Here is a 25,691-nt window from a genome sequence, read left to right on the forward strand (position 1 = left end):
GAGAGAGTATGGCGAAGCGAATCTTACTCGTTCTGGCGCTCGTTGCGACGATTGCCACCCTTGCGGCGCGCCCACAGCCCAGTGCGGCACAGTCGGGCGTCGCTAACACCTACCCGCCCTATCAGGCGCGCTATTTCGGGGAGACGGGCCACTCGGCGGTTAACTGGTTTTTGGAGTATTGGAAGAATACGCCCAATGCGCTCTTTGTGTTGGGCTACCCGATCTCGCAGCCCTTCATTGAGGAGAGTTTCACCAATCCTGGCCAGTACTACCGGGTACAGTATTTTGAGCGTGCAGTGTTAGAGGAGCACCCGGAGAACTTCGGGCAGCAGGACAACAAGTATTATGTGCTGGGGCGCTTGATGGGCACCCAGTTGGCCAAGGGGCGTAGCGATGCGGCCTTCCAGCGCGTACCCAACCCCAACGATGGCACCTATGATGCCGATACGGGCCACACGCTGCGCAATAGCCCGGCCCCCTTCCGCGATTTCTGGATGAATAATGGCGGCTTGAGTGTCTTTGGCAAGCCGCTCTCCGAGCAATTCCAGGAAGTCAATGCCGCTGATGGTCAGACCTACTGGGTGCAGTACTTCGAGCGCCAGCGCATGGAGTGGCACCCCAACGAGTCGAACCCGCAGTATCGTATTCTGCTCGGTCTACTGGGCAATGAGTACCGTGATAGTTACCACCGTAGTAATAGTGCCTTCAACTACCGCTCGGCGGATAACGCGCTGCCGAACCAGTTTGTGTATGGCTACAATGTTCACCTGTATGGGCAGGGCACGCCATGGCAGGATCGCAACCGGGTGATGCAGGTTTCTAAAAATTCAGGGGTGACCTGGATGCGTCAGCAGGTGCGCTGGATGGATCTCCATGATCGTTCGGGCGCGATCTACTGGGGCGAATTGGACAATATCGTCAATGATGCCCAGGCTAATGGAATCAGCCTGATGTTGAGTATCGTGGCGGCACCGGGTTGGGCCACCAGCAATGGGAGCCACGGTATGCCGACACGGGCGAACTTCCCCAAGTTTGCCGATTTTATGGGCCAGATGGCGGCACGCTACAAGGGCCGTGTCCAAGCCTATGAGATCTGGAATGAGCAGAACCGTGCCTGTGAGAATGGTGGCGATTGTGCCACGGCGGGTGGTACGGGCGGTGTGGTTGCCAGTGCCGACTACTATGTCGATCTCTTGGCAACTGCTTATGATGCGATCAAGGCTAATGATGCCTACGCGATTGTGGTGAGTGGTGCGCCGACTTCGACCGAGACCAACCGCACCGATATTGCCCTCAGCGATACGTCGTATATGGCTTCGATGGCCGCCAATCCCAAGTTCCGCACCCATGTGGATGCGATTGGCGTACATCCGGGTGGCCAGTACAACTCGCCCGACCAGATGTGGCCCGATAATCCCGGCCCTGGCCCGAACTGGCGCAACAGCCGTGAGTTCTACTTCCGGCGCATCGAGGATATCCGCGCTGTGCTGGTGCAGAATGGCATGGCCGACAAGCAGATCTGGGTGACGGAGTTTGGTTGGGCTACCCAGAATAATACCCCCGGCTACGAGTATGGCAATAGCATCTCGTTCCAGACCCAGTCGGACTGGATCGTGCGCGGCTTCCAGAAGGGCCGCCGCGAGTATGCCCCGTGGGTGGGTGCGATGTTCGTCTGGAACCTAAACTTTGCGGTGCCATGGCGCTACCAGGGTAACGAACTGCACGAGCAGGCGTCATTTGGTGTGCTCAATGGTGATTGGAGTCCGCGTCCGGCGTGGTATGGTATTCAGGCTTTGAATAAGGATTAGAGAGAGACGCAAAATTTTGCATCTCTTTGGGGGCGGCTGCGCCGCCCCCGAACCCCCTATGCGGAGTACCCATATGAAACGTTCTTTACGTGGATACAGCAGCCTCTTGCTGCTGTTTTTGCTTGTGTCGCTGTTGGTTGGATGTGGCAGTAGCCAGCCGACTACCCCCGTTGGAACTATTCCCACCGCAGCGGTCATCACCACCCCTGATACGTCCGCTCCCGCTGCAACGCCCGTCCCAACCATTGCTACTGGAGCAACCGCTGTGCCGGTGGAGGTGTCCCCAACTCCTGAAGCGACGGATATTCCGGTGATCCCAACTCCGCCTCCCTCTGAAGCCTACTTGGAGTTTGGAGTTGTGGGGCATCTCTACTATACCGACCGCGACCGGGTGCTTCAGTTGACCCAGAATGCCGGGTTTGATTGGGTGCGCCAGCAGGTGGTGTGGCGCGATATTGAAGATCCGGTGGCCGGGATCTATGGGTGGGAAGAACTCGACCAGATCGTCAATACGGTGAACGCCTATGGCCGCCGCCTCTTGGTGAATGTGGTACAGTCGCCGACGGCCTACAACTCGACCAACGGCCTGCCGGATGATCCCAAGGCGTTGGGCAACTTCCTGGAGATGATGGCCTTGCGCTATGGTGACAAGATTGACGCCTACGAGATCTGGAACGAGCCGAACTTGGCGCACGAGAATGGCGGCAACATTGTGCCGGAGGATGTCGGCCACTATGTTGAGATCCTCAAGGAAGCCTACACGCGCATCAAGGCGGTGAACCCCAACGCGATTGTGTTGGCAGCGGCCTCATCGTCGAGCGGTGTGACGAACCCAGAGATTGCGCTCTCTGACGAGGAGTTCTATCGGGCGATGTACACCTACAACGGCGGTGAAGTGCGCGATTATTTTGATGTCCAGGCGGTGCATCCGGGCGGCTCGGCCAACCCACCCGACACCCACTGGCCGGATAATCCCAGCACGGCGGATGGCTGGACCACCCATTCAACCTTCTACTTCCGACATATCGAAGAGGTACACACATGGATGGTGGAATATGGGATGGCCAATAAGCCGATGTGGATCACCGAGTATGGTTGGGCCACCCAGAACACCACCCCCGGCTACGAGTTTGGCAATCAGGTCAGCTTGGAGCAACAGGCCGAGTATATTACGGGGGCGATTCGGCGCACCTACGAGGAGTACCCGTGGGTGACCAACATGTTCCTCTGGAATATCAACTTTGCGGTGCTGTGGGGCGAGCGGGGTGATCCACTGCATGAGCAGGCATCATTTGCCATCATCAATCCGGATTGGAGTCCACGCCCATCATACCTAGCCATTCAGGGGTTGATTGCCGAGTTGAAGCAGAAGCAGGGGCGGTAGAGACGTATACCGCGTAGCGTAGAGACGCATAATATGCGTCTCTACGCCATGTTAACCCCCAACCGCGCCAAGAGCGCCGTCACATAGGGTAGCGCCTCTGGTGACACCACCCACCCGTGCGGGTTGGGCGTGGCCATACGCCCCAGCAGGCGTTGGTGGGCATGTGGCAGGGGCAGGTTGGGCAGCAGCACGCCCTGGGGTGTGGTTGGGGCGATGATTGTTGCGGGGGCCACTTGGGCATAGCCAAGGCGCAGGGCGCGGTCCTCATCGCAGGCGATGAAGTTGCCATGCTGGATCTGGGCATAGGTGGCTGGCCCGCGTGAACGGCGGCGGCGTACCACCCAACCCTCGCGCAACTCGGCAGTGCTGGGGCTGAGGCTGGGCACGGGTGCCCAGCCGAGTGGGTCGGCAATAAAGGTGCTGATGCGCTCATTGGGGGCCAGCTCGCGGCTAAAGGCGGGGCCAAGTGGGGCAGCATGGGGCAGATCGGGTAGCGCGGCCACCTGATCGTAGAGCGTGAAGACCACGAAGGAGCGTGCGCGCAGCCGGGCGATCATTCCCGCGCCCCGCCATGACGTGAGGCGGAATCGGTCGCCCTCGCGCTCGCCCTCGCCGCGTAGGACGGGGCTGAGCGCTGGGTTATGGATAATGAAGAGGCCAGGCTGCACCTCCTCGAAGTCGCAGGTGGCACCTGGTCGGCGGCGTGATGACATAGGTGTTAGAAGACTCGGTTGGTATAGGCGTGGCAGATCGCAATCGCCAGGGCATCGGCGGCATCGTCGGGACGGGGAATGCTGGTGAGGCCGAGGGTGATGCGTACCATCTCCTGCATTTGGCGTTTGTCGGCCCCACCATAGCCGGTGAGGGCTTGTTTGACCACCAGCGGCTTATATTCGTGGATACTCAGCCCGGCTTGTTGCAGAGCCAGCAGCACCACCCCACGCGCTTGGCCAACCGTGATCGCGGTATTGACATTCTTGCCGAAGAAGAGCTCTTCGACCGCCCCGGCTTGGGGTTGGAGGCGCTGGATGATCTGCACCAACTCGGTATAGAGTTTGTGCAGCCGCTCGGCCTGCGGCATCCCGGTGGGGGTGGTGAGAACCCCGAACTCAACCAGGCGCACCTCGCCGCCCTGTTTCTCGACCACCCCCCAGCCCATACGGGCGGTACCCGGATCAATGCCGATGGTACGCATAGATGATGTTGGAACTACTCAAAACTGGCCGCAAGCTCATCGGTAATGTCGAGATTGGAATAGACCTTCTGGACATCATCGAGATCTTCGAGCTTCTCGATCAGGCGGAGCACCGAGAGTGCCTCCTTCTCTTCGGGTTGGACGAGCGTCTTGGGACGCATCGTTTTTTCCGCCCCGATGAGCGGGATGCCCTGGTCGAGCAGGGCTTGGCGCACAAGGTGGAGGCTTGTCCACTCGCAGTAGATCTCTAGCGTATCGTCGGCAACCTCGACATCATCGGCACCGGCATCAATCGCTTGGAGTTGGACATCATCCGGGTCGAGCTTAGTGCCAATGAGGCTGACGGTGATCAGACCCTTCATCTCGAACATCCAAGCCACCGAACCGGGTTCGCCGGGGTTGCCACCCGCCTTGTTGATCGTCGAGCGCACATCGGAACTGGTGCGGTTGCGGTTGTCGGTGGCGGTCTCGATCATGAGCGCCACGCCACCGGGCGCATAGCCCTCGTAGTAGATCTCTTCCAGCGCCGCTTCATTGCCCTTACCCACGCCGCGCTCGGCGGCGCGCTGGATATTCTCGTTGGGCATATTGCTGGCGCGCGCTTTGTCAATCGCGAGGCGCAGCCGGAAGTTGAGATCGGGATCGGCGCTGCCACCCTCACGGGCTGCGATGGTAATATCGCGGGCAAGCTTGGTAAAGAGTTGGCCTCGGCGCTGGTCGGTGACCCCTTTTGAGCGCCGGATACTGTGCCATTTGGAATGGCCCGACATAGCAGTGTGCCTCCTGCGTGGTCAATACTGCTGGCTATTATACCAGATGCCTTGTAGGGGCGAAGCATCGCCCTCCATAGGGTATGGGAAACTGGCGGGCGATGCTTCGCCCCTATGGAATCATGGTGAAGAGCAACCCTGTTGTCATTCCACAACGGCTTACACTCCCCACACCCGGTGCGGCTGTGCTATAATAGCAGCGCGACCGTGATGGCTCCCATCTATCCCCACATTATGTAGATTCTTCGCTCCCTGAAGCACGAGATCTGACAAATAGCTTGTGGATAAGGTTCTCTTCTCATCAGGCTAATGCCTGATGTGGTTTCTTATAGTGTAAAGCGTTTTCTGAATGGAGCGGGTAGCTCCAGGGCAAACTACGGCTATGAAAGACTTCATTCATCTCCATGTCCATTCCGAATACAGCCTGCTGGATGGCTACGCTTCGACCAAGGCGATTGCCGGGCGGGCGGCTGAGTTGGGGATGGATAGCATCGCCCTGACCGACCATGGGGTCATGTATGGGGCGATGGAGTTTTATGATGCGGCGAAGAAGGCCGGGATCAAGCCGATCATCGGTGTGGAAGCCTATATGGCCCCCGGCTCGCGCAATGATGCGATGGCGCGTGGCGGGAAGAACTACTACCACCTGCTCTTGTTGGCGAAGAATGAGGTTGGCTACCGCAACTTGGTGCGGCTGACCACCCGTGCCCACTTGGACGGGATGGGCAAGGGGGTGTTTGCGCGCCCGCGTATTGATCGCGAGTTGCTCGAACAGTACCACGAGGGCTTAATCGTCACCTCGGCCTGCATTGCTGGGGAGGTGATCCAGAACCTCACTGCCCAACAGCGCAAGCAGGCGCTAGAGACGGCAGCCTACTACCGCGATCTGCTCGGCCCAGACAACTACTTCCTCGAACTGCAACTGCATCAGAATACCCCGGAACTAGAGGGCATCAACGACGAGTTGGTGCGCATCGGGGCAGAGCTCGGCATTCCGATGGTGGTGACCAACGACACCCACTTTGTGCGTGCGGAGGACATGGAGACGCAGCACCGGGTGATGGCCATGGGCATGAACCTGACCCATCAGGAGTTCTGTAACAAGGGCTTCAAGATGGACGACAGCTACCACATCATGTCGGGCGAGGAGATGTGGGCCAAGTTCAAGCATTATGGCACGGCGCCGCTGGAGAATACGCGCCGGATTGCCGATATGTGCAATCTGAAGCTCGATTTTGGGCGGGTGCAATTGCCGCAGTTCGATCTGCCGGAGGGCCACGATGCGGCTTCGTACCTACGGCTGGTGTGCGAAGAGGGGCTGATGAAGCGTTGCAACGGCAATCCGCCCGCGCACTACATCGCACGCCTCGATGATGAACTGGATGTGATCAATGCCACCGGCTTCCCCGACTACATGCTGATCGTCTGGGACTACGTGAAGTATGCGCGCTCACGCGGCATCCCGTGTCTGCCGCGTGGCTCGGCGGGAGCCTCGTTGGTGCTCTACTGTCTGGGTATCACCGATGTAGACCCGGTGGAGAACAAACTGCTCTTCGAGCGCTTTCTCTCCCGCGAACGCCTAGAGATGCCCGATATTGATACCGACTTTGCCGACTCGCGGCGCGGTGAGATTCTTGACTATATTGCGGGCAAGTATGGGCGCGAGAATGTGGCCCAGATCATCACCTACGGCACGCTGGGGGCCAAGGCGGCGCTGCGCGACATGGGCCGCGTGTTGGGAGTGGAACTCTCCGAGGTGGATCGGGTCGCCAAGCTCATCCCCACGCTGCCGGTGGGCACCACGATCAGCCAGGCAGTGGAGCGAGTGCCCGAACTGAAACAGATCTACACGACCCAGCCACACTTGGCCGAGGTGATTGATTGGGCCAAGAAGGTTGAAGGGCGCATGCGCAACGTCGGCACCCACGCCTGTGGCGTCGTGGTGAGCCGCACCCCGCTAGAGGAAATGGTACCACTCCAGCGCACGACTAAGGACGAGCATGGAGTGATGGCCTCGTTTGAGGGGCCGACCCTGGCCAAGATGGGTCTGCTCAAGATGGATATTCTGGGGCTGACGAACCTCTCGGTAGTAGCCGAGGCGCTGAACTATATCGAGCGCTCCACAGGGCGCAAGATCGAGTTGGCGAATATTCCGTTGGAAGACGCGCAGACCTTTGAGTCGTTAGGACGCGGCGAAACCAAGAATGTCTTCCAGTTGGAATCTGCGGGCATGACGCGCTACCTGATGCAACTCAAGCCGACGCGGGTAGATGATCTCTACGCGATGGTGGCGCTCTACCGCCCCGGCCCCTTGGAGCAGATTCCGCACTACATCCAGGGTAAAAATAATCCCGCCAATATCACCTATCTACACCCCATCCTCAAGCCGATCCTTGAGGACACCTACGGCGTGATCGTCTACCAAGAACAGATCATGCAACTGCTCCAGACCGTCGCTGACTACACCTTGGGCCAAGCCTATATCGTCATCAAGGCGATCAGCAAGAAGAACAAAGAGCTGATGGCCGAAAACGGGGCCAAGTTCAAGGAAGGCTGTCTGAAGAAGGGGATTAGCGCCGAAATTGCCGATGAGTTGTGGGAACTGATTCTGCCCTTTGCGGGCTACTCCTTCAACCGGCCCCACGCCACGCTCTACGGGTTGCTGAGCTATCAGACCGCTTGGCTGAAGGTGAACTACCCGGTAGAGTATATGGCGGCGGTGCTGACCGGCGCGGGTGGGGTGATCGAGGATGTGGGCAAGGCGGCCTTGGAGACGCGGCGGTTGGGGGTAGCGATCCTGCCTCCCGATGTCAACTTCTCGCAGAAGGGCTTTGAGATCGAGCCGATCCAAGGGCAACTACCCGCCGGGGTGCGCTATGAGCGCGGCATTCGTTTTGGTATGGCGGCGATCAAGAACGTGGGTGAGGGGCCGATTGATGCGATCCTGGCGGCGCGTGCAGAGGGTGGGGCGTTTAGTACGCTCGAAGATTTGTGCGCCCGCGTGGATCGCAACGCGATCAACAAACGGGTGGTTGAGAGTCTGATCAAGGCGGGGGCGCTCGATAGTCTGCCCGGTACACGGCGGCAGAAGTTGGCGGTACTCGATCAGGCAATCAGCGCGGCGACCGAAGCCCAGAAGGCGCGTGATGTTGGCCAGGCGAGTCTGTTCGACATGATGGGCGAGAGTAGTAGTGAGAGTAGCATCCATGTCGAACGCATCAACTTGCCGATCATCACTAGCAACCCCGCCGACATGAAGGAGGAGTTGCTGTGGGAACGCGAGTTGTTGGGCCTGAACCTCTCGAATGACCCGGTCTCGCAAGCGTTGACCGGAGTGAATTGGGAGGGGATTACCCGGCTGTGTGACATCACCCACGAGCATCTGGGCAAGAGTCTGCGTTTTATTGGCCTGTTGAGCGGCGTGCGCCACATCAGCACCAAAAAGGGCGATGCGATGCTGGTGGGGGTGTTGGATGACGCTACCAGCACGATTGAGTTGGTGGTCTTCCCCAAGGTGTTGAGCAAGAGTGGCGACTTGTTACAGAACGATGCGGTGGTGAAGTTGGCGGCCAAGGTGGATAACCGCCGTGATGCCCCGCAGTTGGTGGTGGATAGTGTGGAGGCGGTGGATGTTGACGCAGCCCCGGAAGTAGTGGCGGTAGAGATGGATCTCGAAGGGGTGGCCGAGCAGATGATTGAGGAGCCAACCCCGATGGAGGAGACACTAATGGTCGCACCACCCCGAATCGAGCGCAGCGTGGCCGAAGCGCCGGTTGCTGCACCCGCCACCCCGATCTCGGTCATTCCGCACCGTGAGGCGGTGACGTTGAAGAGCAACGGGAATGGCAACGGCCACAGCAACGGCAACGGCAAAGCCGCGCCCAAGAAAGAGCGTAGCGCACCCATTCCGGCGACGGCGGAGGGTAGTAGTAGTACGACACCCAGTTTTAGTGGGCGGACACTGCGCATTCGCCTGCCACGCACCAGTGATCATGAGGCCAATGTGAATGTGATGCAAGAGGTGCATAAACTCCTGCTGACAAGCAACGGCACAGATCGGGTACGGCTCTACACACCCAACGGGGTGGGGATTGTGGTCTTAGAGTCGGCGCATACGGTGGATTGTACCCCCAACCTGATCGCCGATCTCCGCAAGGTGTTGGGGAACGAAGGGGTACGGGTAGAGTAGAAGAACTTCCGGCCCTCACCCCCCTAGCCCCCCTCTCCCGCATGCGGGAGAGGGGGGTATACCATTCATGATGGTGCTGCGCACGCTTCGCGTGCGCAGCACCATCATGAATTTCTCGCCCCCTCCCCTGAAAGGGGAGGGGGTAGGGGGGAGGGGTATAATGCACCGTTTGGAAAAACGTCTCTACGCCGCCTCGGCCCGTTTGCGCCAGTAACGCACCAGCCCGCGCCAGCTCAGTTCGAGCGAGCCGGTCTGGTTGATGAGGGCTTGACGTTGGGGTTCGCTCAGGTTGGCGGCTTCGGCGGCGACCATGGCCTCAAAAGCGGCCAGTTGTTCGGCCTCAGGATTGCCACTCTCCAGCGTCTGACGCACAAACTCGCCCCACTGCGCCAGCCGTTCGCGGTACTGACTGATGTGGAAGTCCACATCGTTATAGGCCCCAAAGTGGGTAAGCATCACCCAATCCGGCATCAGTTCATCGAGCATGAGCAGCGTGCCATCCCAAGCTTCCAGATCAATGTCTGGGGGCGGGGTGGCGGGGCGGACAAAGGGCAGGTTGGGCAGCCGCACGCCGCCGTTATCGCCAATGAAGGCTCCACCACTCTGCTGATCGAGGTAGATCAGATGGTGTTTGGCGTGGCCGGGGGCATCGAAGACGTGGACAGTCCGTCCGCCCAGATCGAGCATCTCACCACCATCAAGCGTGATGATCGACTCGGAGGGCACCGGGATCGTATTGCCCCAGAGCGTCTCCATAAGCGAACCATAGAGCTGCGTGGCGCTCTTAATCAGGCGCGAAGGGTCAATAATGTGCTGGGCACCCACATTATGCACATAGATCTTGACATGTGGATTGCGGGCCAGGATTGAGCCGGTGGCCCCGGCGTGATCGAGGTGGATGTGGGTCAGGAGAATGTTGCGAATGTCGGTCAGGGCCAATCCCTGGGCAGCGAGGCCCGCTTCGAGGGTGGAAAGCGTACTATCGGGGCCAGGGTCAACCAACGTCGGCTCAGTACCCGTCAGCAAGTAGGTCGCAATGACCTCAGGGCGACCTAGATGCATGTCGTCAATGGTGATAACGCCGTCGGGGGTGGTTGTCATGATAGCTCCTTTGGTTCATGTACCGGCTGGTCGGTGGGGGTGAACGATGCGACAATCCGATCAAGCTGGGATGTTCCTGCATCCTCCAGCATGATCGGCTCAAGCTGGGGCAGCCGCCGAAACCAGGCACCTTGGCGGCGGATGAAGTTATGGGTATCGAACTTAAGGCGTTCGATGCACGCCGCGAGGCTGGCCTCACCTTCAAGATAGGGGCGCAGTTGCATGTAGCCCAGGCTCGACATGGCCGGAAGTTCCCATGCGTAACCCTGGCTACGCAGGTGCGCCACCTCCTCTAGCAAGCCCGCGCTGAGCATCGCGTCCACCCGGATATCGGCGCGGCGGTAGAGTTCCTCACGCTCGCGTTGCAGCCAGATGGTACGGATCATATACGGCGGGGGCTGGCGGGTCTGTTGGGCCGAGATGGGTTGGCCACTGACCAGATAGACCTCAAGGGCACGCACGATACGGCGCAGGTTGGTAGGGCCGATCTGCTGGGCGGCGCTCGGATCAACCGCGACCAACCATGCGTGCAGTGCCGCAATACCGCGCTCCGCCGCTTGGCGTTCGAGGTCGGCGCGAATGTCGGGGTGGGGCGGGACACGCGGAATCTGCCAGCCTTCCAGCACGGCGGCCAGATATTGGCCGGTACCACCCACCAACAACGGCAGCCGTCCGCGTGCGTGTACCCCCGCAATCGCGGTCATGGCCAGATCCTGGTACATCGCCAGCGAAAATTCGGCATCAGGGTCGCAGATATCAATCAGGTGATGCACTACCGCCGCCTGCTCGGCGGGGGTGGGTTTGGCGGTACCGATCTCCATGCCCCGATAGATCTGGCGCGAGTCGGCGGAGATGATCTCACCCCCAATGCGCTGGGCCAAGGCCACCGCGAAGGCGGTTTTGCCCACCGCAGTTGGCCCAATGATCGCGGTGAGGGTGGGTTGGTTTATCATAACGACACTCTTTTGACGCACTGCATTATTAGGTTTTATGGCGTCCTAATCAGGAATTTTTATATTCAGCTTACTAAAAGTACCTACAGACTGTAACACGCACATGGTACACTACTTTTATAGGAAAAAGTATTGAAGATACGCGACACCCCACCACCTAACGGATAGGAAACGACAATGGTAGCACATCCCCCTACCCAACCCCACCCCGACCTGCATGCCGAGATTACGATCAAGGCACGTAGCGGGCAGAGTATCCATGTGCGCCATATGCGTCGCGAGGATGCGCCGTTGCTGGAGCGCATGTTTTATAAGCTCTCGTCGGAGACCCGTTGGCGGCGCTTTTTTGTCCCGTTGGATCATGTTGATGCAGATCAGGTGCAGCGTGAGACGCGGCATCTAGCGCATATTGACCCGGAGCGGGCGGCGGCGTTGATCGCAACGGTGATTGAGGACGGGAAAGAGGAGGGTATCGCGGTGGCGCGCTACGGGCGCATCGGTGATGACCCGGCCTGTGCGGAAGCCTCGATAGTGGTACGCGACGACTACCAGGGCGCTGGGGTTGGGGTGCAGGTCTTTGATCTGCTCGTGCAGGTAGCGTTAGCGCGCGGCATCCACCACATGGTGTTGCTCACCCATGCCGACAATCTAGGAATGATCGGGATTGTCCACAAACTGGGGTTGCCCTACAGTGGGCATTATACATCGGGGTTGTATGAGATCGATCTGCAACTGACCGATAACGAAGCCCCGGTTTTTCCCTTCTCAACGCCACATACGTAGAGGCTGCGCCCCAGACCCGCTTTTTCAAAAAAGAGTTCTTCGGGGGAGGCTGCGCCTCCTCCGAACCTCCGCCGGGAGGTGATGGAGGTTTGGGGCGTAGCCCCATTGCCCATACCTTCGCAGGGCATGGCCAAAAACTGCTACAATGCCCCCAATGAACAATTTCCACCAAAATAGAACTATGACACCACGCACCAACCTGTTGCCCTTCTTGACCACGGCGGCGCTCGGCACGCTCGGCACGATTGTCGGTACCGCCTGGTATGTGACCACGCGGGTTAGCCCGCAACACCCGCGCCACTATAGCGACGACTACACCTTCACGCCATGGGAGTTGGGTGTCCCCTACGAATCGATCCAACTGCGCAGCGCCGATGGCTTGGCGCTGAGTGGCTGGTGGATGCCGTATCCTGGGGCCACAGAGGTTGTGATCGGGTCACATGGGCATAGCGGGCGCAAGGATGATCTGCTGGGCATCGGCACCAGTGTGTGGCGCGCCGGCTTCAATGTGCTGCTCTTCGACTATCGCGGGCGTGGGAACTCGGAGCCGTGGCCGCACACGCTGATCAGCCGCGAGGTGGATGACCTGCGGGCGGCGGTGGCCTACGCGCAGACGCGGGTAGCCGGGGCGAAGATCGGGGTGGTCGGGTTTTCGATGGGTGCGGCGGTGGCGATTATGGCGGCGGCGCAGGAACCAGCGATTGCCGCGTTATCGGTGGATAGCTCCTTCACCTCGGTGGCGGATGTGGTAGCCCACCAAGTCCGCCGCACTATGGGGCTGATGCCGCCCGCGCCGATCATCCACGCGGCGGACGAGATGCTGGTGCGCCGTCACGGCTACCGCTTTACCCAGGCCCGCCCGATTGATGCGATGGCCCTGATCGGCGCACGCCCCATCCTGATCATCCACGGCGCGAACGATAGTACCGTGCCAGTCGCGCAGGCCCAACGCCTCTTCGCCGCTGCGGACGCACCCAAGCAACTCTGGGTGGTTGAGGGGGTCGAGCACTGTGGCGGCTACTTCGCCGACCGCCCGGCCTATTGTGAACGGGTGACGCGCTTTTTTGAGGAATCGTTGCGATCTGAGATGTGAGAGCTATGCGTTTTGATATTCTGACCCTCTTTCCGGGGATGTTTGCGCCCTTGGGCGAGAGTATCCTCAAACGTGCCCAGCAGGCGGGGACGATCAGGATCGGGTTGCACAACATCCGCGATTGGGCGACCGACCGCCACCGCACCGCCGATGATGCGCCCTATGGGGGCGGCGCGGGTATGGTGATGAAGGCGGCTCCGCTGGCGGCTGCCATCCGTGCGGTGGTGGGGGAAGAAGCGCCACCCGTAATTCTGCTCTCCCCCGATGGCGAGCCCTTCACCCAAGCCTTGGCCAGCGAGTTGGCCCAGCAGCCAAGGCTGGTGTTGGTCTGTGGCCACTACGAGGGGCTGGATGAGCGGGTGCGCGAGAGCCTGATCACGCGCGAAATCAGTATTGGCGACTACGTGCTCACCGGCGGGGAACTCGCGGCGATGGTGGTGGTGGATGCGGTGGCGCGGCTAGTGCCGGGGGTGATTGATGGCGAGTCGATTGCCGAAGAGAGCCACAGCGACGGGCTGTTGGAGTACCCCCACTACACCCGCCCGGCAGTCTGGGAGGGGCGCGAGATTCCGGCGATCCTCACCTCTGGCCACCACGGCGAAGTGGCCAAGTGGCGGCGGCGCGAGCGGCTGCGGCGCACCCTGGCGCGCCGCCCGGACATGGTGCGGAGCGCTGTGCAGCAGGGGTTACTCGATAAGCATGATCTGGCCTATCTGGCCGAGTTGGGGTGGAATGGGGAATGATCACCATCCACCAAGTGAGCAAAACCTTCCCCAGCCCCCAAGGGCCGGTGGCGGCATTGGAGGCGGTGAGTCTGCGGGTAGCGGCGGGTGAGTTTGTGGCCGTGATCGGGCCGAGTGGCTGTGGTAAGAGTACCCTCCTGCGCCTGATCGCCGAACTGGAGCAACCCGACGCGGGCAGCCTGGTGGTGGGTGGGAAGACGCCGCGTGAAGCGCGCTTAGCCCACGAGTACGGGATCGTCTTTCAAGCGCCGGTACTCTACCCGTGGCGCACGGTGCGCCAGAATGTTGAGCTACCCCTAGAGATTACCGGGCAACCCCGTGCCACCCGGCGCAGCCGCGCCGATGATTTGCTGCGCCGGGTGGGCCTGGGTGATATGGCCAACGCCTACCCGCAACACCTCTCCGGCGGGATGCAGCAGCGCGTGGCGCTGGCGCGTGCCTTAGCCTTTACGCCGCGCATCCTGCTGATGGACGAGCCATTTGCCGCTCTAGACGAACTGACCCGTGAGCGCATGCAGCAGGAATTATTGGCGATCTGCGCAGACCCGGCACTCGCCCCTAGCGTCATCTTTGTCACCCACAGCATAGCCGAAGCGGTCTTTTTGGCGGATCGGGTAGTGGTCTTCTCGCCCCGACCGGGGCGCGTCGAGCGGGTAGTTGAGATCAATCTGCCCCGACCGCGCACTCCGGCGACCCGCAATGATCCGCGTTATTTCGCGTTGATCACCGCCGTGCGAGCGGGGTTGCGGTAGAGCCGCAAGATATTGCGGCTCTACGTGATGATACATGATGTGCAACATTTTATACCCTCGGTACGGTATATGGGGGTGTAGAGACGCAACATCTTGCGTCTCTTGAGACGCAACATCTTGCGTCTCTTGAGACGCAACATCTTGCGTCTCTACGTCATAACCGTACCGAGGAGGATACCGTGGATAGATATAAGGGTAGGTACCGGGTTGATAGTACCCGTTGGGCAACGTGGGATTATGGTAGCAACGCTGCTTATTTTGTCACTATCTGCACCGCTAAGCGAATCCATTGGTTTGGCAAGGTTGTGAAGGGTCAGATGGTACTGTCGCCACTGGGCCAGGTCGCTGCCGATTGTTGGGAGGCCATCCCCTCGCATTTTCCGTTTGTCGTGCCGGATGTATTTGTGGTGATGCCTAATCATGTCCACGGGATTGTGGTGATCAATAAAACCGATGACAGAGATGTAGCAATGCAAGAAGTATCGCTACCGTCCGTAGCGATGCATGGCAACAGGTTCGGTCCTCAGTCGAAGAATCTGGCTGCGATTGTACGCGGGTATAAGGCGGGTGTTAGCACCTATGCGCGGCGCAACAAGATGGTATTTGCGTGGCAGGCACGCTATCATGATCATATTATCCGCAATGGCGATGCACATAAGCGAATCCGAAACTATATTCTTGCCAATCCGCAGAATTGGGGCAAAGGCTGAGTTCATGGTCGGCTGCATGATATGGCTACGATGAAGATTACTCCGTAACTGTTCACACTTCTCCTAGCCTCCAGGTTTTGACGCAAAGACGCAAAGGCGCAAAGCCTGCAACAACCCTTTGCGTCTTCGCGCCTTTGCGTCAACACGAGGTTTCTTTTACCCCAAGGGTGAACAGTTACATTACTCCCCCTAGTTGACATCCGCCCCCGCTTTCGCCATAATCAAGAGGCTGCCTGTGCTGGCAGCAAGAATCTTCGCGTCAACTAAGGTACTTCTCATGACCCTGCTAAGTGTCGGTGGTTTGACCAAATATTATGGAGCCGAGCTGATCTTCAAGGATGTCAGCTTTCAGGTAGCCAAGGGTGACAAGATCGGTCTCGTTGGGGTGAACGGGGCTGGTAAGAGTACCCTGCTCAAGATGATTGCTGGGCTAGAAGCGGCTGATACGGGTATCCTGGCTCCGGCGCGGGGCACCCGCGTGGCGTATCTGGCGCAGGAGGTGCGTTTCCCCACCGACCGCACGCTCTGGCAGGAGATGGAGGCGGCTTTTTTGCACCTCGCCGATCTGCAAGCCGAGATTACCGCCTTGGAGCCGCAGATTGCTGATACCGCTGCTCCCGGTTGGGCGCAGGCGATGGAGCACTATGGCGATCTGATGGCCCATTTTGAGCATGGTGGTGGCTATGAGATTGAGCCGCGTATTAAGCGCACGCTGCACGGTTTGGGCTTCACCGAGGCCCAACACCATCAGCGCCTCTCGCAGTTCTCCGGCGGACAGAAGACCCGCGCCGCCCTCGCGGCCACGCTCCTCTCTGACCCCGATCTGCTCCTGCTCGATGAGCCGACCAACCATCTCGATATGCAAGCCTTGGAGTGGCTTGAAAATTTCCTGCGCGGGTGGGATGGGACGCTGATCGTTATTTCCCACGACCGCTATTTCCTCGACCGGGTGACGAAGCGCACGCTGGAGATTGCCTTTAATGTGCTTGAGGATTACCCCGGTGGCTATAATAAGTACCTGGAACTGAAGGCCGAGCGGCTGGAACGGCGCTTGAAGGAGTTCAATGCGCAGCAGGAGTTTATCGCTAAGACCGAGGAGTTCATCCGCCGCTATAAGGCGGGCCAGCGTGCCCGCGAGGCTAAGGGCCGCGAGAAGCGCTTGGATCGCCTCAAACGTGATGAGATGATCGAGCGACCTAAGGAGCAGACCAAGCTGCGTCTCTTCCTCGACTCGAAGCTGCGCAGTGGCGAACTGGTCTTGGCGCTGGAGGGCATGGTGATTGGCTATCCCGGCGACCGTCGCCAGGACTCGGAGCCGCGTGTACTCCTACGCGCCGATGGCATGGAGATCCATCGCGGCGAACGGGTGGCGCTGCTTGGCCCCAACGGCAGCGGCAAAACGACCCTGCTGCGCACGCTGATCAATGAACTCACTCCGCTCCAAGGCGCGCCACGCCTGGGGCATCAGGTGGTGATCGGCTACTACGCCCAGGGCCACGATATGCTCAACATGCATGCCACGGTGATCGCGGAATTGACTCGCGTCAGCCCCGGCCTCGGCGAACCCGCTGCGCGCAATCTGCTGGGGCGCTTCCTCTTCAGTGGCGATGATGTCTTTAAGCGCGTGGGCGATCTGAGTGGTGGCGAACGCTCACGGGTGGCGCTGGCCCAACTGACGCTGCTCCCCGGTAATCTGCTGGTGCTCGATGAGCCAACCAACCACCTCGATATTGGTGCCCGCGAGGCGCTTGAGGGGGTGCTCAAGGAGTATCCCGGCTCGATCCTCTTCGTCTCGCACGACCGCTACTTTATTGATGCGCTGGCCGATAAGGTCTGGTATGTCGAGCAGGGCCGTATTCGTCAGTTTATCGGCAACTATAGCGAGTTTAGTGAACACCAGGCGTCCACCCCGCAACCCGCGCCCCAGCCTGAACCACGGGCGGAGCAGGCTGCCTCCACCCAGCCGAGTAGCCCCGGACGCCTGCCGCCAACCAATGAGGAGAAGCAGCGCAAGCGCCGCCTCAGCGCCTTGGAGTCCGAGGTTGCCATGCTCGAACAGGAGCTTGGCCGCCTGCGCAGTGCGCTCGATAAGGCCAGTGCAACCCAGGATGTGCAGAAGATCACTGCGCTGGGCAAGCAGTATGTGGAATTGGAGCAACTTCTGGCCGAGAAGTATCAACAGTGGGAGCAGTTAGCGGTGTGAGTTTACCCCAGCACCCGCGCCGCCGCCGCCTCGCCACTCAGGATGGCCCCCTCCACATACGGGCCACCCAGATAATCCCCGGCAAAGCCCAACCCCGGTGGCCCAGGGGGATGCTCGGCCAACCCATGCAAGCGGCGGAAGTGACCCACATCAAACTCCGGCAGCGCTTCGGGGCAACGGTAGAGGCGCTGGAAGGTCGCCCGCGCACTCGGATCGTACTGCGGCGCTACCCGGCGCAACTCGCTCAGCAGCACCCGCGTGAGAGTCTGGTCGTCATAGACGTGCAGCCCGGCCATGGCCGGGCCAGACATGTGCAGCGCGAGGGTGTCGTAGCCTTGCGGGACCGCAAAGGGACTCTTCACCGCCTGCACGGTGGCCGAGGCCAGCAAGGCGCTTTCGCGACGCGGGAAGAGTAAGCCATAAAACTCACGTGGCAAGCGTCCGTGTAGCCCCGTCGCCAGCAGAGCGGTGCTAGAGTAGTGCACCCCCCGGAAAAAATCGAGCGCCGCTGGATCAATCCAGGGGAAGAGGCGCGGAACGCTACTGGCCGTCGTGGCACAGATCAGGTACTCGCAGCGCAACGCGGGGCCACCCGCCACCCGCACCAGATAGCCGCCCTCTGGCTGGTACTCCACCGCCTCGACCCGGCTTCCCAGTCGCACATCCAACCCCTCCGCCATGCGGCGCGGCAGTTGGCCAATCCCTTCACGCAGCGTATAGAGGCGCAAGCCCGCCAACTGGCTCAATCCAGCCCGCAGCACTAGCAGCAGCAGCGCCCGCGAAGTACGTTCGGGCGTCCAGTAGAAGATGCCAGAGAGCGGCGGTTGCAGTAGATACTCCAACACCTCCTCGGAGAAGTGCGCCCGTGCATAGTCACTCACCGAGCAATTATCAATCGGGTACGCCTTCTGGAAGGAGTGCAGATCGAGTTGGGCACCATGACGCAGTAGCGACACTAGCAGGTAGGCGAGCGAGAGTTTTTGCGCCACCCCCACCAGGGGGGTGAGGGCGATGCGCGCGTTGGCCCAGAGGGAATAGAAGCGCCCATTGCGCAGAATAGCCGAACTGCTAGGGATACGGTAGAGATCATCACGCAAGCCAAGTTCATCAATCAGCGCCAAGGTGCGGGTGTAGAAACTGGCCAGAAACTCAGCGCCGAGTTCGATTTGGCTACCCTGCACCAGATCCGTGCGCGCCCGTCCGCCCACACTTGCCTCAGCCTCAAGGACAACCACATGCAGCCCATGAGCGTGCAGGCGGCGGGCGGCGGCTAATCCAGCCAATCCCGCCCCGATCACAATGGCAGTTGGATCTGTGGCCATCTGAGGTGGTAATTCTACCCTAATAAGAGGATCGGGACGAGGTTACTGATCCACATCATGCGCATAATCTTGAGGGTCAGGGTGATCATGGCATCATCGTGACGACGGGCCAGTAACAGGATAACGACCAGGTTGGGCAACACCGCACATGGGAGTATGGCGAAGAGATAGAGGTTATTACTCAGGCCGAGCATCCAGGGCAAGAGGGCAACCCCAATGAAGAGTGCGGCCACGATCTGAAAGATGCGTACAGCTCCGCGTACCCCCAAGACTGTCGCCACCGTGCGTAACCCGGCTTTGCCATCACCCCACCAATCGGCGGTGGTCTTCAAAATCTCGTGGCTAAAGTCGAAGAGCCACATCAGCCCAGCGACGATCCAGATCAGGGTGGTCGGCCCACCGGCGGCCATCCCGCCATAGATCGGGATCAGCGCGATCAGCAGCGCCATACACGCATTGCCCCACAACACCGTACTCTTCAGTTGGAGTGAGTAGAAGGTGGCGATGAAGATGGTACTAAGCGCCACGAGTGCAAAACTGGGGCCAAGGAGTAGCGCGATCAGGAATGCGAAGATGGCCAAGCCGCCTGCGAACCAGAGCGCCGTCCTACGACTAATGCGCCCGGATGGGATGGGACGTTGCGGTTTGCTGTAGCTATCAACCGTAACATCCACATAGTCGTTGATCACAAAGCCGTAGGCGACAATAAGCCCTACGACCAATGCCGCTTGCCAACTGATCAGTTGGCCAATGCTGGCGGTTCCACCCACCAGATAACTTCCGACGAGGGCGTAGATCCCGGCATAGATCGTATTTGTAAAACGGGTGATCTGGGCGAAATTTGTGGCTTGGTAGCGGATGTTGCTGGCAATCACGATACGTTCCTCTGCCCCTCGGTTGGTGATTTGGGGGTATGATACCATCATTGCTTTTGGGGTAACTACAGAAACCTCATGTTGACGCAAAGGCGCAAAGACGCCAAGGTTTTGTTGCAGGCTTTGCGCCTTTGCGTCTTTGCGTCAAAACCGGAATGCTAGGAGAACTGTGAACAGTTACTGTTGCAGGCTTTGCGCCTCTGCGTCTTTGCGTCAAAAACCGGAAGCTAGGAGAAGTGTGAACAGTTACGATGTGCCGAGAAGGAGCCAAGCAGCGCCCCTACTTGTTGCTCTGACGGTACAGAATCGTCGCGGTCGCCTTGCTACTCTCGACTATCGCCTCAATCCCTTGGACGCCACTACTCACATTGCCACGCATAGCCACCAGCGTATTCACCAGCGCATCGAGGCGATGATTCGTGTTGATCTGCTCATCAACCATCTGTTGCACAAGACGTTTCAGATCCTCGGCTGGGGGTGCAGCGGCTCCTGTGTTCATGTTCATCGCAATCATGCGGGTATTCTCTTCAATCGCCATAAAGACCGCGATGCCCTCGGCGACTAACCAGCAGGCTCCTGCGATGGCTGCACCAATGAGGAGGGTACTCAGCATAGCAAAGAACCCTAATGGCAGACTAAACCGGGACATACCCACCAATTGGAAGCTTCCTATAACAATACTCACTGTCAACGCTATCACCCCAACAACCTTATACAGCCCTACCAAGAATCGCAGAGTCGGGTAGCGGCGCTCAAGTGTGGGGGGGATGTTCAGCATACTCGCAACTCCTCCTGATTTAGAAAATGATCATCGTATGTATATGTATCTTATAAAAAGATTGATTATACAATCGGATAGTATAGCATGATAGAGTTAAAAAATCCAACTAATCAAATGTTTATTCAAAGTTAATAGTGAAGGTCTGGGGCGGCGCAGCCTCATAGTCGTTCGGTTAAGCCCGAAGGTAGCACCGGCTGGAAGCCGGTGCTACCTTCGGGCGTCCGTAGGGGCGCGTCACGACGCGCCCCCCGGCGCGATGATCGGGCTGCCGCACCGCTTGGGAATGCCATGGGGCGCGTCACGACGCGCCCCTACGCGGTATTCCTTAACCGAATGCCAATGAGTACCCATCTCCGTAACCTCCTCGCGCTGGCTTCGGCAAGCTCAGCCACCGCCGGCTTTTTCGCACTAGCCCATTTTTGTGGTACTCTCAGCAACAGCAAACCACAACACAATACCGCAATGGAGGCACTCCGATGTATGACGATATGGCCCGTTTGGCGGCGCTCTCACCCCTTGATGGGCGCTACCGCCATGATGTTTCTGGGTTGGTGAGCTATTTTAGTGAAGCAGCCCTCTTCCGCTACCGGGTGCGGGTGGAGGTTGAGTATCTGATCTTCTTGGCCCGTTCGCCCCGCGTGGACTTTGTACCCGCCTTTGATGTGAGCCAGCAGGCCAGCCTGCGTGCCCTCTATCGCCAGTTCACCGACGCCGATGCGCTGGCGATCTCGGCCTGGGATCGTAAGGTGAATCACGATGTCAAGGCGGTGGAGTACTGGCTGCGCGAGCGTTTCGATGCGTTGCAGTTGGGGGCGTGGAACGAGGCGATCCATTTCGCGCTGACCTCCGAGGATGTCAACAACCTCGCCTATGCGCTGCTGGTGCGCGATGCCCGCGATAGCATCATGCTCCCCGCGCTTGGTCAGATCGAGACTCGCCTGCGCGACCTGGCCGTCAGCGAGGCGGCGACGCCGATGTTGGCACGTACCCATGGCCAACCGGCCACCCCCACCACCTTCGGCAAAGAAATGAACGTCTTCCTCGCTCGGCTACGGCGGGCTGTAGCAGCAATCAGTAGCGCTCCGCTCACCGGCAAACTGAACGGGGCCACCGGCACCTTCGCCGCCCATGTCGCCGCGCTCCCCGGTGTTGATTGGCCCAAGTTCAGCACCGCCTTCGTGCGCTCACTCGAACTGGAGCCGGTACTGCTCACCACCCAGATCGAGCCGCACGATACCCTGGCCGCGCTGTGTGATGCGATCAAGCGCACCAACACGATCCTGATCGATCTGAGCCAGGATTGCTGGCGCTACATCAGCGATGGCTATCTGGTGCAGGCCCCCAAGCCGGGTGAAGTTGGCTCCTCAACCATGCCCCACAAGGTCAACCCGATTGATTTTGAGAATGGAGAGGGCAACCTGGGTCTCGCCGGTGCCCTGCTCGAACATATCAGCCGCAAACTGCCCGTCTCACGCCTCCAGCGCGATCTCTCCGACAGCACTGTGCTGCGCAGTCTGGGCACCGCCTTCGGCTATAGCCTGATGGGCTACCAGCGCATCCTGAAGGGTCTGGGCAAGGTGGGCGTGCGCCGCGATGTGCTGCTGGCCGATCTGACCGCGCACCCGGAGGTGTTGGCCGAGGCGGTACAGACCATCCTGCGCCGGATTGGCTACCCCGAACCCTACGAAGCGCTCAAGCAGCTCTCGCGCGGCCGCGCTATGACGATGGAGGATCTACACCGTTTTGTGGCCGAGATCCAGGTCGAGGATTCGGTCAAGGCGGAACTGCTCGCGCTCACCCCGGAGGGCTACACCGGCTTGGCCGCGCAGTTGGCGACGGTGCTGGAGGGGCGGTAGTCATGTCCTGGCCCCCATTTTTCGCCCAGAGCCTCAGCCTCGGCAACCCCAATTCCGGGGTTGCTGTCTGTCTGCTCTGGACGCCGCAGGAGCGCGTGCTGCCTGCGCTCAACCCGGATGCGTATGCGCTGGTGGGCAATCTCTACTCCCGCGATGGGATCAGCTTTATGCTGCGCACGCTGCTGGCGCGGCCCACCATCCGCACCATTCTGGTGTGTGGCAAAGACATGACCGGCAGCGGGGCGGCGTTGTTCGATCTCTGGGAAAAGCGGGATGCCGTCCGCCTGCACCCAGAGATCCCGCCCGCAGCGGTGGATCTGGTGCGTCAGAGCGTCACGCTCCACGATGCGCGTGATGTCGTGCGCCCGGAGGAGATCGCCGCGCTCCTGAACACGCTCCACTGCCCAGCGCAGCCCTTTGCACCAGCGGCGCAGGAGTTCCCCTACACCGAACCCGTCGCCGCCTCACTGCCCGCCGCCGCCTGTGGGCTACTCGTGCGCGCCGCCACTGTGCGCGAGGCATACCTGCATCTGATCTGGAATGTGTTGAGTTTTGGTGTGCATGGTGGCACCCAGCACAGCTCCAATCAGCGCGAGATCCTGGATGTGCTCACGGTCATCAGCGAGGAGCCGGGCGATCCCGCCGCCTTCTCGCATGCCGACTGGATGCCCTTTACCCGTGCGAGCCTGGGCGAACGCCTGCCCGATGGCGGCTACAGCGGCTACCTGGGCCAGATCCTCACCGCCAACCCCGCCGAGGGGGTGAGCTACACCTACGGTGCCCGGCTGCGCGCCTTCGACGACCAGATCGATCAGGTGGCTGCCATCTGCACCGACCTGCGCAGCGCCGCGACCAGCCGCCGGGCAGTGGCGGTGCTCTGGAACCCGCACCAGGATGCGGGCAGCGCTAATCCACCCTGCCTCAACCTCGTGCAAGCACGGCTGCGTCCTGCCCCCGGCGAGGCCACGCCGCGCCTCTACCTGACCGTCTACTTCCGCTCGCACGACATCTTTCGCGCTTGGCCTTCCAACGCCTACGCACTGCGCGCCCTGCAAGCGCTGATCGCCGAGGAATTGGGCGGCGTGGCGCTGGGCGATCTGGCCATCCTCTCCCACTCCGCCCACATCTACGCCCACGACTGGGAGGCCGCCGCTGAACTCCTTGCCCAGCACTACCGCCCGCAGAACCCGCGCCTGACCCACGATCCACGCGGCGCCTTCGTGATTGTGCTGGAGCCACCCGTAATCAGCGTGCGCCACTACAGCCCCGCCGGGGAGCACCTCCAGACCTTCCGGGGCAGCACAGCCCGCGACCTGAGCCGCCAAATTGCGCCCTATATCGGTGAAATGAGCCACGCCCTCTATCTGGGCCAGGAGCTTCAGAAGGCCGAGATCGCCCTGTCCCTCGGACGCCCCGCCAGCTTCCACCAAGATCGTCCCTTAGCCCTTGAATCATACGTAAGGCTGCACCTATGAGCATCAAATCCGACCGCTGGATCAGACGAATGTCCCTTGAGCATGGCATGATCGAGCCATTTGTAGATGAGCAGGTACGCAGTGGGATCATCTCCTACGGCCTCACCTCCTACGGCTACGACATGCGCGTCACCAACCACTTCAAGGTCTTCACCAATGTCTTCAACGTCTTGGTTGACCCCAAGAACTTCAATCCGCGCTCCTTCGTAGACATCGAAGCCGATCATATTGACATCCCACCCAATTCGTTTGCACTTGCGCAGTCGTTTGAGCGGTTCCGTATACCGCGTAATGTCAGTTGTATTGTGATCGGGAAATCAACGTATGCGCGTTGCTTCAGTGCCGACACCCGCGTCGCCCTTGTGGATGGCACCGCCCCAACCCTTGAAGAGATGGCGCGGCGTGCTGATGATGGAGAGTTGTTCTGGGGGTATAGCATAGGCCCAAATGGGCGGCTTATTGTGACTCTCCTCGAACAACCACGCTATATCGGGCGTGATAATCTGCTAGAGGTTACACTCGATAATGGCGAAAAGATCAACTGCACACCCGATCATGTCTTCCTGATGCGTGATGGCAGAGAGAGCAACGCGGATCAACTAAGACCCGGTGATTCACTCATGCCGCTCTACCGCGATTACTATCGTGGTTATGAAATGGTGTATCAGCCACTCAATGGATTCCTAAATCCAACCCATCGCCTAGCCGATGAATGGAATACACGCTACGGAATCTACCCTGATGTCCCTGGCACCCATCGCCATCATAAGGATATGAACCGGCGCAATAATAACCCCTGGAATATTGAACCTCTACTCAACTGTGATCGAGCTGTTTTTCGGCGCTTCCCAGAGGTTATCCACGCATTCAAGGGCACCGCTGTACGCAACCATAAGGTGACGGCGATCCGCAGCCTTCCTGGCACACATGATGTCTACTGTCTCACTGTACCTGATGCGGGTAATTTTGCGCTTGAGGCCGGGGTTTTTGTTCATAACTGCGGAATCATCATCAACGTAACGCCCTTGGAACCCGAATGGGAGGGCTTCGTCACTATCGAGATCAGCAACACCACCCCGCTCCCGGCGCGTATCTATGCCAACGAGGGCATCGGTCAGGTGCTCTTCTTGGAGGGCGATGAGCCGTGCGAAACCTCGTATGCCGATAAGCGTGGCAAGTATCAGGGGCAGGTGGGGATTGTGCTGCCCCGGATTGATGGCTCAGCCCAGGAGGGGTAAGCGGCATTGGCTGAGCTTGTCGAAGCCACCACAACGTAGGGGCGCATCGTGATGCGCCCAGCCCATACCTCCCGGTTATTGACCGCAGAGGACACAGAGGTACGCAGAGGATAGACCCATGTGCCCTCCCTCTGCGCCCCTCCCCGTCCTCTGCGGTCAACAGCCATACCTCCCGGTTATTGACCGCAGAGGACACAGAGGGACGCAGAGGATAGACCCATGTGCGCTCCCTCTGCGCCCCTCCCCGTCCTCTGCGGTCAACAGCCATACCTCCCGGTTATTGACCGCAGAGGACACAGAGGGACGCAGAGGATAGACCCATGTGCGCTCCCTCTGCGCCCCTCCGCGTCCTCTGCGGTCAACAGCCATACCTCCCGGTTGTTGACCGCAGAGGACACAGAGGGACGTAGAGGGGAGACCCATGTGCGCATCCTCTGCGCCCCTCCCCGTCCTCTGCGGT

General features: G+C 59.8%; 20 protein-coding genes and 1 pseudogene. 13 read left to right on the forward strand and 8 right to left on the reverse strand.

The window, feature by feature from the left end; genetic code table 11:
- Window positions 1-8: 8 nt before the first annotated feature.
- Window positions 9-1,808 (forward strand): glycoside hydrolase family protein, encoded by a 1,800-nt coding sequence (locus EKD03_RS02830; protein WP_129627116.1) that lies wholly within the window; start codon window positions 9-11, stop codon window positions 1,806-1,808.
- Window positions 1,809-1,881: 73 nt separating this feature from the next.
- Entirely contained in the window at window positions 1,882-3,192 is a 1,311-nt protein-coding gene (locus EKD03_RS02835) for a glycoside hydrolase 5 family protein (protein ID WP_129627119.1), read from the forward strand.
- Window positions 3,193-3,233: 41 nt separating this feature from the next.
- Here EKD03_RS02835 and EKD03_RS02840 read toward each other — a convergent pair whose 3' ends face one another.
- Genes EKD03_RS02840 through EKD03_RS02850 form a run of 3 tightly spaced genes read right to left on the reverse strand, consistent with a single transcriptional unit; the run spans window position 3,234 to window position 5,157 of the window.
- A complete protein-coding gene (locus EKD03_RS02840; RefSeq protein ID WP_129627122.1) occupies window positions 3,234-3,905 on the reverse strand; it encodes a hypothetical protein in 672 nt (223 codons plus the stop codon).
- Between the two features lie 5 nt (window positions 3,906-3,910).
- Window positions 3,911-4,387 (reverse strand): crossover junction endodeoxyribonuclease RuvC, encoded by a 477-nt coding sequence (gene ruvC, locus EKD03_RS02845; protein WP_129627125.1) that lies wholly within the window; start codon window positions 4,385-4,387, stop codon window positions 3,911-3,913.
- A 14-nt stretch (window positions 4,388-4,401) separates the two neighbouring features.
- Window positions 4,402-5,157, reverse strand: a complete 756-nt coding sequence (locus tag EKD03_RS02850) for a YebC/PmpR family DNA-binding transcriptional regulator (RefSeq protein ID WP_129627128.1) — start codon at window positions 5,155-5,157, stop codon at window positions 4,402-4,404.
- A gap of 382 nt (window positions 5,158-5,539) precedes the next feature.
- Here EKD03_RS02850 and dnaE point away from each other — a divergent pair, with 382 nt between their 5' ends.
- Window positions 5,540-9,346 (forward strand): DNA polymerase III subunit alpha, encoded by a 3,807-nt coding sequence (gene dnaE, locus EKD03_RS02855; RefSeq protein WP_129627131.1) that lies wholly within the window; start codon window positions 5,540-5,542, stop codon window positions 9,344-9,346.
- 183 nt (window positions 9,347-9,529) lie between these two features.
- Here the strand turns inward: dnaE and EKD03_RS02860 are convergent, their stop codons facing one another.
- On the reverse strand, window positions 9,530-10,447 hold the full coding sequence (locus EKD03_RS02860) for an MBL fold metallo-hydrolase (protein WP_129627134.1): 918 nt from the start codon (window positions 10,445-10,447) through the stop codon (window positions 9,530-9,532).
- Entirely contained in the window at window positions 10,444-11,400 is a 957-nt protein-coding gene (miaA, locus tag EKD03_RS02865) for a tRNA (adenosine(37)-N6)-dimethylallyltransferase MiaA (RefSeq protein ID WP_129627137.1), read from the reverse strand. The genes EKD03_RS02860 and miaA overlap by 4 nt, the downstream gene beginning before the upstream one ends.
- Window positions 11,401-11,577: 177 nt before the next feature.
- Here miaA and EKD03_RS02870 point away from each other — a divergent pair, with 177 nt between their 5' ends.
- The 6 genes from EKD03_RS02870 (at window position 11,578) to EKD03_RS02895 (ending at window position 17,684) form a co-directional block, all read left to right on the forward strand.
- Window positions 11,578-12,183 (forward strand): GNAT family N-acetyltransferase, encoded by a 606-nt coding sequence (locus EKD03_RS02870; protein WP_129627140.1) that lies wholly within the window; start codon window positions 11,578-11,580, stop codon window positions 12,181-12,183.
- Window positions 12,184-12,364: 181 nt separating this feature from the next.
- Window positions 12,365-13,276, forward strand: coding sequence for an alpha/beta hydrolase (locus tag EKD03_RS02875; protein WP_129627143.1), 912 nt, complete (start codon window positions 12,365-12,367; stop codon window positions 13,274-13,276).
- A 5-nt stretch (window positions 13,277-13,281) separates the two neighbouring features.
- A complete protein-coding gene (trmD, locus tag EKD03_RS02880) occupies window positions 13,282-14,019 on the forward strand; it encodes a tRNA (guanosine(37)-N1)-methyltransferase TrmD (protein WP_129627146.1) in 738 nt (245 codons plus the stop codon).
- On the forward strand, window positions 14,016-14,771 hold the full coding sequence (locus tag EKD03_RS02885) for an ABC transporter ATP-binding protein (RefSeq protein WP_129627149.1): 756 nt from the start codon (window positions 14,016-14,018) through the stop codon (window positions 14,769-14,771). Before trmD ends, EKD03_RS02885 begins: the two co-directional genes overlap by 4 nt.
- Before the next feature lie 179 nt (window positions 14,772-14,950).
- Window positions 14,951-15,481 (forward strand): transposase, encoded by a 531-nt coding sequence (locus tag EKD03_RS02890; protein ID WP_129627152.1) that lies wholly within the window; start codon window positions 14,951-14,953, stop codon window positions 15,479-15,481.
- 277 nt (window positions 15,482-15,758) lie between these two features.
- Window positions 15,759-17,684 carry an ABC-F family ATP-binding cassette domain-containing protein gene (locus EKD03_RS02895; RefSeq protein WP_129627155.1) on the forward strand — a complete coding sequence of 642 codons (1,926 nt, stop codon included), beginning with the start codon at window positions 15,759-15,761 and terminating at the stop codon, window positions 17,682-17,684.
- A 2-nt stretch (window positions 17,685-17,686) separates the two neighbouring features.
- Here EKD03_RS02895 and EKD03_RS02900 read toward each other — a convergent pair whose 3' ends face one another.
- The 3 genes from EKD03_RS02900 to EKD03_RS02910 all read right to left on the reverse strand — a co-directional run bounded on the left by EKD03_RS02900 (window position 17,687) and on the right by EKD03_RS02910 (window position 20,659).
- On the reverse strand, window positions 17,687-19,006 hold the full coding sequence (locus tag EKD03_RS02900; RefSeq protein ID WP_129627158.1) for a protoporphyrinogen/coproporphyrinogen oxidase: 1,320 nt from the start codon (window positions 19,004-19,006) through the stop codon (window positions 17,687-17,689).
- A 14-nt stretch (window positions 19,007-19,020) separates the two neighbouring features.
- Window positions 19,021-19,881 carry a geranylgeranylglycerol-phosphate geranylgeranyltransferase gene (locus EKD03_RS02905; RefSeq protein WP_161569163.1) on the reverse strand — a complete coding sequence of 287 codons (861 nt, stop codon included), beginning with the start codon at window positions 19,879-19,881 and terminating at the stop codon, window positions 19,021-19,023.
- Window positions 19,882-20,161: 280 nt separating this feature from the next.
- A complete protein-coding gene (locus tag EKD03_RS02910) occupies window positions 20,162-20,659 on the reverse strand; it encodes a hypothetical protein (protein ID WP_129627164.1) in 498 nt (165 codons plus the stop codon).
- Between the two features lie 479 nt (window positions 20,660-21,138).
- Between EKD03_RS02910 and purB the strand changes: the two genes are divergently transcribed.
- The 4 genes and pseudogenes from purB to EKD03_RS19015 all read left to right on the forward strand — a co-directional run bounded on the left by purB (window position 21,139) and on the right by EKD03_RS19015 (window position 25,231).
- On the forward strand, window positions 21,139-22,518 hold the full coding sequence (purB, locus tag EKD03_RS02915) for an adenylosuccinate lyase (RefSeq protein WP_129627167.1): 1,380 nt from the start codon (window positions 21,139-21,141) through the stop codon (window positions 22,516-22,518).
- Window positions 22,519-22,520: 2 nt separating this feature from the next.
- Window positions 22,521-23,993, forward strand: a complete 1,473-nt coding sequence (locus EKD03_RS02920; RefSeq protein WP_129627170.1) for a thymidylate synthase — start codon at window positions 22,521-22,523, stop codon at window positions 23,991-23,993.
- Window positions 23,990-24,328 (forward strand): annotated as a pseudogene (locus EKD03_RS19155) (dCTP deaminase); the annotation flags it as partial. The gene EKD03_RS02920 and the pseudogene EKD03_RS19155, both read left to right, overlap by 4 nt.
- The gene (locus EKD03_RS19015) at window positions 24,302-25,231 is read left to right on the forward strand and encodes a dCTP deaminase domain-containing protein (protein ID WP_476695789.1); all 930 of its coding nucleotides are present in this window, start codon (window positions 24,302-24,304) and stop codon (window positions 25,229-25,231) included. The pseudogene EKD03_RS19155 and the gene EKD03_RS19015, both read left to right, overlap by 27 nt.
- Window positions 25,232-25,691 lie beyond the last annotated feature (460 nt).

It is taken from the genome of Candidatus Oscillochloris fontis, from assembly GCF_004138135.1.
Taxonomy (GTDB): Bacteria; Chloroflexota; Chloroflexia; order Chloroflexales; family Chloroflexaceae; genus Oscillochloris; species Oscillochloris fontis.